Annotated in this window: 6 protein-coding genes; 3 read left to right on the forward strand and 3 right to left on the reverse strand. The window is 28.3% G+C overall.

Going from position 1 to position 7,544, the window contains the following annotated elements; translation table 11 throughout:
- The 3 genes from I6U48_RS16895 to I6U48_RS29775 all read right to left on the reverse strand — a co-directional run bounded on the left by I6U48_RS16895 (nucleotide 1) and on the right by I6U48_RS29775 (nucleotide 5,840).
- Entirely contained in the window at nucleotides 1–4,863 is a 4,863-nt protein-coding gene (locus tag I6U48_RS16895) for a nucleotidyl transferase family protein (protein WP_218321642.1), read from the reverse strand.
- Between the two features lie 219 nt (nucleotides 4,864–5,082).
- Nucleotides 5,083–5,460, reverse strand: coding sequence for a spore coat protein (locus tag I6U48_RS16900; protein ID WP_246615409.1), 378 nt, complete (start codon nucleotides 5,458–5,460; stop codon nucleotides 5,083–5,085).
- Between the two features lie 14 nt (nucleotides 5,461–5,474).
- On the reverse strand, nucleotides 5,475–5,840 hold the full coding sequence (locus I6U48_RS29775) for a hypothetical protein (RefSeq protein WP_246615410.1): 366 nt from the start codon (nucleotides 5,838–5,840) through the stop codon (nucleotides 5,475–5,477).
- Between the two features lie 170 nt (nucleotides 5,841–6,010).
- Between I6U48_RS29775 and lepB the strand changes: the two genes are divergently transcribed.
- The 3 genes from lepB to I6U48_RS16920 all read left to right on the forward strand — a co-directional run bounded on the left by lepB (nucleotide 6,011) and on the right by I6U48_RS16920 (nucleotide 7,482).
- On the forward strand, nucleotides 6,011–6,538 hold the full coding sequence (lepB, locus tag I6U48_RS16910) for a signal peptidase I (RefSeq protein WP_218321643.1): 528 nt from the start codon (nucleotides 6,011–6,013) through the stop codon (nucleotides 6,536–6,538).
- Between the two features lie 215 nt (nucleotides 6,539–6,753).
- Complete coding sequence (locus I6U48_RS16915) at nucleotides 6,754–6,951, forward strand: alpha/beta-type small acid-soluble spore protein (protein WP_218321644.1); 198 nt, start codon at nucleotides 6,754–6,756, stop codon at nucleotides 6,949–6,951.
- A gap of 276 nt (nucleotides 6,952–7,227) precedes the next feature.
- Nucleotides 7,228–7,482, forward strand: coding sequence for a hypothetical protein (locus I6U48_RS16920; protein ID WP_218321645.1), 255 nt, complete (start codon nucleotides 7,228–7,230; stop codon nucleotides 7,480–7,482).
- Nucleotides 7,483–7,544 lie beyond the last annotated feature (62 nt).

The following is a 7,544-nucleotide window of genomic DNA, read 5'->3' on the forward strand; positions in this document are numbered from 1 at the left end:
TTATTCAAATGCCTGGCTCAATCTTAATAAAAGTTCAAGATCATTTTTAAGATAACTTGACGGATTTAGATTTAAATTGTAATCCACATTTTCTCCATGTTCTGGACATCTAGGTATTGTAAGTACTTGGCCTAAGGAACCTAAGGTTAAGTTTTTCTCATGTATTGTATGAAATTCATCCTCTAATACTTCTAATATACGAATAGAGTTTTCTATACATGCCTTCGATAAATTATATATCGAAGTTTTTGAAGCTTTTCTAATAAAAGCAGGGTAAGTGTATGGCAAAATTAAATTTATAGATGGTAAAAGGTTTCTTTCAGGATAAAAGCCTCTCCATAAAGCATCTCCTCCTATAAAAGGATATAATGCATTTTCGTTGAACCATATCTTAAGTCTAGGGATAAAATATACGCTATCAATCTGTCTGTTTTGAATATCCATTAAATCTTTTCCTCTTCCAGATAAAACCCCGACAATAATTTTTTGAACCTTTACATCTTCGTTTTTGAATATGGGATCTAGAGCTTTCATTCTATATCCTTTGTGAAGTAAATCATCGACAAGTATAACAGGGCGATTAAAGGATTTTATCATTTTTACTTGAGTTTTTAAATCAAGATAATGAGGAAATTCTCCAATTACAAACTTTCGCATATCGGGATAAAAAAGTTTTTCAGTATGAAGAGATTTAGTTACTGTATTTGGTATTACATATCTTCTGAGGATATCTCCATAGGGCACACACATTGCTGGACCATTCTTTTTAGGAACAACTGTTTCAGTGGGAACATCATTTTCCTTGCATATCTTTCTTATCACATTTTGATATACAAAATTAACATCAAAGGAAATAAGCAATTCTCCAGGATATAATTCGGTAATAGCTTCCCTTAATTTTTTTCTAGAAGCAGCAAGCACAGATTTTATTCTTGGATTACTTCTAAAAGGTTCCTTAATTATATTCTGTACATCAAGATTTAGGATACAAGGAGAACTCATATTAACAGCGTATACAGGACAATACTCATCACAAAATGGTATTTTAACAAATCCGTTTTCTTTAAGTAAATTATATACATTTTTCGAACAAAATTCGATATCAAATGTATTTTTAAATATAGCATATTCATAATCCTTTGAAATACATAAAGTTAATGTTTCTGTAAGAAGAATTTGTTCTAGATCAGTGTTTTTGTCACAATTCTTTATATATAATCCATCAATCATTATAATTCTACCTACACTATTCTCACGGATGTACTGAGATACTTCTGAGTTTCTAAATTCATAATATAATGTAGCGGAACGAATCCAATGAAAAACAGAAAATCCCAAGATTTCATTCGTAATAGTGTTTTTAAGTAACATTATTCTAGCTGAAGGTTTTGAAGATATACTTACAAGTTTATCTTTAAAATTTTCATTTGCATCTGGTACACATTTACTTAAAGTCTCTAAAACATTTGTTGAGAAAAAATCTATAACTTCTGTATCAAGCCAAGGTGATTTTATTATAGATTTATCCTGAGATTCTCTCTGATAAAATCCATTATCATAAATATATTGCTGTGATAACGGATCTACTAAACTTGAAATATCTCTATTTTCGTCAATATAGCTTCGTATCTGTGTAGAGCTTAACTCAGAATATTTAGATGAAAGAGTAAGTACGATGATATCTTTTTCTATATTCTTTACTGCAGTATTAAATTTTTTACTTTTACCTCTCTCAAAAATTATATGGGAGAAGGTATGGATAGAATTTTCGCTTCTTGGCAACTTATAACTTGAGGCATTTAGGAGAACATCGCTTCCTATAGCTATATATACCTCAGACTCTTTAAAATTTTCTCTTAAAACCTTTAAATTTTCTGGGTTTGCTATATTTGTAGGAAGAATATCTGGATAAATAAATATATCAAGTTCATCTGAAATAGACATATTAACTAAATTTCTTCTTAAAAGACTTGGAAGAGTCTTTTTAGACCAGGAAAATTCATCTATTGCTAAATAAACCTCAAAACCTAAATCTCTTATATGCTTTGCTATTTCCTTGTGACTGAGAGAAAAAGGATCAAAGGTTCCAGGAAAAAATGCTATTTTTTTAGGCAATGGTATAACTAGTTCACCATGAAAAAAATTAAAATCTGATATAAATCTATATATATGATTTAAGCTAGCAGACCTTGTTAAAAATAAAAGATCTGAATTCTTTTTGCTAGTTATTAAAGTAAGAACCTTTTTGGCTATCAATTTAAATATAAAAGCTTTTTTTCTCAAATCAAGATAAGAGGCGCCAAAAATATCCTTTCCTATAACACTAAAGGCTGCTTGTTTAACTTGAAAATTGTAGTTTCCAAGTCCATTTAAGAGGATACCAAGCATTCTGTTTAATCTTTTATTGTAAGAAACTTCACTTTCTTCAAATCTGTGCTGATATAAATCATAATAGGATATAGTTATAGCTATAGTTTTTAATATTAGTGATTTTAAGTTAATATTAGAGCTTTTAATTTTCACAATACAGTCACTTATAGTTTCATCTAATTCTTTTGGCTGAAGCCATAAGATTGCCTGACCTGCGTACCTTGGAATATACTCAGTAAACTTGTTTCCTTCTATCTCTAGAGCTCTTATTAATTCAACTGCAACTTCATTTCTTTCTGCCAGTGTTAACTGCGACATTATTTTTAAAATTGCATTTCCCGCACGGTTTCTTACGCTTTCCACTGCACTTACCTTTAACAAATTGCAAAAATGTATAGCTGTATGAAGACCGGAAGATTGAGGATTGTTTAATACATAATCTAAAAGTAATTCTACTTGATTTCGTTTTCTAATCCAATCAGTTGCAGTTTTTAAATTGCTTAAAAATATTTCAGTAACGTTTTTTTGAGTTAATTTACAGTGATGTTTAAATATTTCTATATTGTTCTTTATATTTAATGACATATTTATTTTATAAAGTAATAAATTTTCAGCAGGAATTTTACTTTTAGTGGTTATATCAGAAAAATAATATCTAAGTTTTTGAATAATTGGATTTTCTGTTGGCAGTTCTTGAATAAAATGGAGCATGGTTTCCAAAGCTTCAAGCCTGGTAGTAATGCTTCTCTTTTTCAATTTAGAGAATACATAGGAATATATTACATCCAAATCATCATCATAAGCATCTAGTGGTATGTACTTTGCAGTTTCTAGCAAAAATAATTCACAATCACTTCCTTTGTAGCTTTCATCTTTATAAAAACTAAATATTATATCCTTATAATATTTAAAATAAGAACGTTTTCTACAGTTTGTAAATAGAGAATTAACCATTATGCTTATACTATAACCAATATTAAACCTATGAGAAGATATAACTTTATGTCCAGGGTATAGCATTAATTCAAAGTATTCTTGTAACAAATCAAGGCTGCATAGAGAGCAAGTATCTACAGTTACATTTTCAGGTAGTTCTTTTCTGTATTCTTCATCATAAATTGCAATTAGATTTCCTATTATCTCAGAGCAGTGTCTCCTTATGTCATCTTCAGGATGTATTAGATTTTCATATAGAAATTTTATAGTCTGAAGTTTTTGCTTTTGAGTAAGGTATGTTGAATATTCCTGAAATATCCTTATATACTCTCTTAAATTTTTCCAATCCTTTTCGCTTCGAGCCATTTCAATTATAGCATCAAGTGAGTATTCATCACGGAGTTGATGCATCAAATTTATATTATCATTTATAGAAAGATACTTTAAGTTCTTTACTATATCTTCCCCTTGAAGTAGTGTATAATGAGGTTTCCCTTTATTTATAAGCGTAAATTTTGATTTAGGTTCAACATCTATGCCTAAATTTATTAGGAAATCCTCAAAGTTTTTTAATTTGGCATAGACTCTTTTATATCTCTTACTTTTTTCTCCGTTAACGTTCTCTAGCTTATTTAAAATTATATAAAAGGAGTCCTCAAGTGAATATACTTTCATTCTAGCCTTACCATTTATATATTCATCTTTTACTCTAAAGTCAGAATATATAAGAAGAAGAGACTCTAAAGATAGATTTTCAAGTTCAAGGTCCCAAGTAGAGTGATTAATAGCTATATTTCTTATATAGTTTATTCCATATCTTTTAAACCATTCATCTGTATAATAATAATGAAGTCTAGGAACACGCTTTAATTCAGCGCCTTTACAGCCATATTTACCTATGTCATGTCCTCCAGCAGCACCAGAAACTCTTCCTAAATCGACGGGTATACCTATGGCTTTTGCTTGACGTGCTATTACTGTAGAAAGATAATGAACACCACATACATGTTCAAGGGTAGTGAAGCCCGTTAGTTCACCGTTTATTTTCATCATTTCGTAAGTGTAATTGCCTTTGAAAGCTTTAATAAATTTTTTATATTCTTCTGGATGTTCCAATTCGTTCTCTTCTTGAAGAGTTAAAAAATTCATAGGATATAAGCTTTCGAAACTTCCATCTGAAGAGATTTTCTGAATATCACAAATTACCCGAAAGATTCTTAGAAACAGTTCACAAGGAAGTATCAATTCCTCTAAAAGATCTATAGATACAGTTTCTGGAAAAGCCTTATTTAAAGTATATTGATATATGTAATTGAGCCAGTCTTTAGGGACATTTTCCTTTGCTAATTTATTAAGAAAAGGAAAACATATATTTAAAGTTCCTTTAGCTGTGAAATTCATATTTTCTATTAAATCCTTTAAAGCTGAAGAAAAATCTTTATTTCTAACATATTCATCGATAATTTTCTTTTCAATATTATATTTTTGAAGCCATTTAATGCTTGTAAGTTTCCTTATAATCCTGTTATATACCTCAATAAAAGATAAGTTATTCATGTTGACCTCCTTAATATATTGGTTACAAAAATTATATACTTTTAATAGATGTTTTGAAAGGTGTTAGCGTAAAATTTTAAAAATAATAAGAATTTTGATAACTATTAATTCTTAAAGTATTAAAAAAGTATATAAAAATAGCCCTGGATATTTCCAAGACTATTTTTGTTAGTTCTAGTTAAAAATTAAACTTAGTCATATGATCTAACTATATGTTTACTAAAATAAGCTTTGAAGTTCATTTGTATCTTGTTTGAGCTGCTGTTCTGGATTAGTAAAAGCATTATACCATTGCTTGTTAACTGCTATATCTGATAAAGAATAGTGTTCGTTAAGTGAATTAGTCAACTGCAGTTTTAATAATTCTCTTAACTGAGGATTAGTTGTTTCTGTAATTACTGTAGCTAGACTCAAGATATCAGATTTCGATATTGTAAGTAATTCTAAGGCTATTTCTTTATCATAATTTTTGCGATTTTCGCTATTGTTATTATTGGGTTTATTGCTGTTGTTACTATTATTATCACTATTGGTATTATTATCATTATTTTTATTATTCGTCATAATGTTTTTACATGCATTATCTATCCAAGACATTGATTTATCTCCTCCTAACTAGAACTATTTTGACTAGAATTTCCTCCGCCTTCTTGAGGATTTTGGTTATTCTTGTTAACTTGGTTTTGATTATCTTGGCTTTGATTACTTTGATTTTGAGTGTTTTGATTTTGATTACCTTGATTTTGAGCGTTTTGATTCTGGTTATTATAGGAATTATACTGAGTGCTTATAAAGTTTTGTATTTGTTCTATAGCTGTTTTTTTAGAATTCAAGCACTGCTGCATATAATTTTTTAATTCGTTATCATTAACCATCGATATATTTGCTTGGGTTCTTTTTAAGCTTACTATTTCACCACTTATTAATTCATGCAGTTCCAACATTTCATGCGGAGCTAAATTAGTATTGTTCTGCATAAATTATCACCTCCCTTATTTATGTTATTTTTCTCTAAATACTTACTTAATATCCATGGAAAAAAATCTATAATTTTTAACTTTTATTAATATATTGTTTTTAAAATATAAACAATATATTAATAAAAATATAGTAGAATTTAAATAAAGAAACTTGAAGAGGTGAAACTATGAATAACAAATTAATTAAAGAAATAAAAGACTACATGATTTCTATTACAGTTGCATTAGTAATAGCTTTATTATTCCATACTTACGTATTTGCTAGAGCTACTGTTCAAGGTCCATCTATGCAACCAACACTTCATAACAATGATATATTATTCTTAGAAAAAATAAGTACAGAAACATCAAATGTTAAACGAGGACAAATAGTTGTATTTGATTCCAAAGATGAAAATGGAGACTATTATATAAAGAGAGTAATAGGTATAGCTGGAGATACTGTGGAAATAAAAAATGGTCATGTCTACTTGAATGGATCCATGTTAAACGAAAGCTATTTAAGTTCTAATAACATAACTGAACCTTCAACAGATGAATCAAAATATATTGTTCCAGATGGATGTGTATTTGTATTAGGAGATAATAGAACTAATAGTAAGGATAGTAGAGTTTTAGGACCTATAAAAATAAAAGATTTGAAAGGACACGCTGTAGTTAGAGTGTTTCCATTTAATAAGGCAACAGTGTTTTAAAATTACATAAAGCCGTATTTTGAAATGGGCTGTCCTAAAACTAAGTTAGTTTTATTTAACGACATAAAAGTTCAAAATATAAATAAATAAGTCATAAGTTACAAAAAATAGAGTTTTTTCATTTAATTTAATAGATTAATAATTTGAAAAAAGCATAAACTTATAATACAACAATGGTAGTACAAAACAAAAAAATTTTAAGGAGGAATTGACTTATGGCAAATAGAAGTAATAGAGCATTGGTACCTCAAGCTAAGGAAGGATTAAACAAATTTAAAATGGAATCAGCTAGGGAAGTTGGAGTAGATTTAAAGGAAGGTTATAATGGAGATCTAACTTCAAGAGAAGCTGGGTCAGTAGGCGGAAACATGGTTAAAAAAATGGTAGAAGCTTATGAACAAGGTTTAAAGTAGAACATAGCTGATTTAAAAGCCAGGTGGATTATTCTACCTGGTTCTTTTTATAATGAAACATATGGGAAGAAGTTATACCGTAATAATGTTTATTGTAATTTAAAGGAACAGTTAAACAAAATAAGAAATATAATAAAATATATATTATGAATTGGAGATTATGGGAACTTTATCAATAGTAGAATAATAGCTTTTTTAACTTTTTTGGCATAATACTTGAAAAAAATTAATATTTTATAACAAAACCATTTTAAAAAGTTTATGAGGTGAAGTGCAGTGAGTGTACAAATATATCAAAACCCAGATTTTAAAATTTATAAAGCTGGAGATGGTTATATAGTTCACAACAAGCATAAGAATTTTAAAGATGGGCACACACATGTAAAAAACTACGATATCTGTATGATTATGATAAAATTAATAGAAAGAAAGGAGATGCCCAAAAGCAAAAATAGATATTTTATTCAAAGCCTCATAAGAATAAGTAATGATAAGAAGTATATAAGTAAAATACTAAAATGTGTTCAGTAATCTCAGGATTTTTCCTGGGATTTTTATATTGTATACTTAAAATAAATATGTCAATAATCTTA

Source organism: Clostridium thailandense (genome assembly GCF_019207025.1).
GTDB classification, from domain to species: domain Bacteria; phylum Bacillota; class Clostridia; order Clostridiales; family Clostridiaceae; genus Clostridium_AM; species Clostridium_AM thailandense.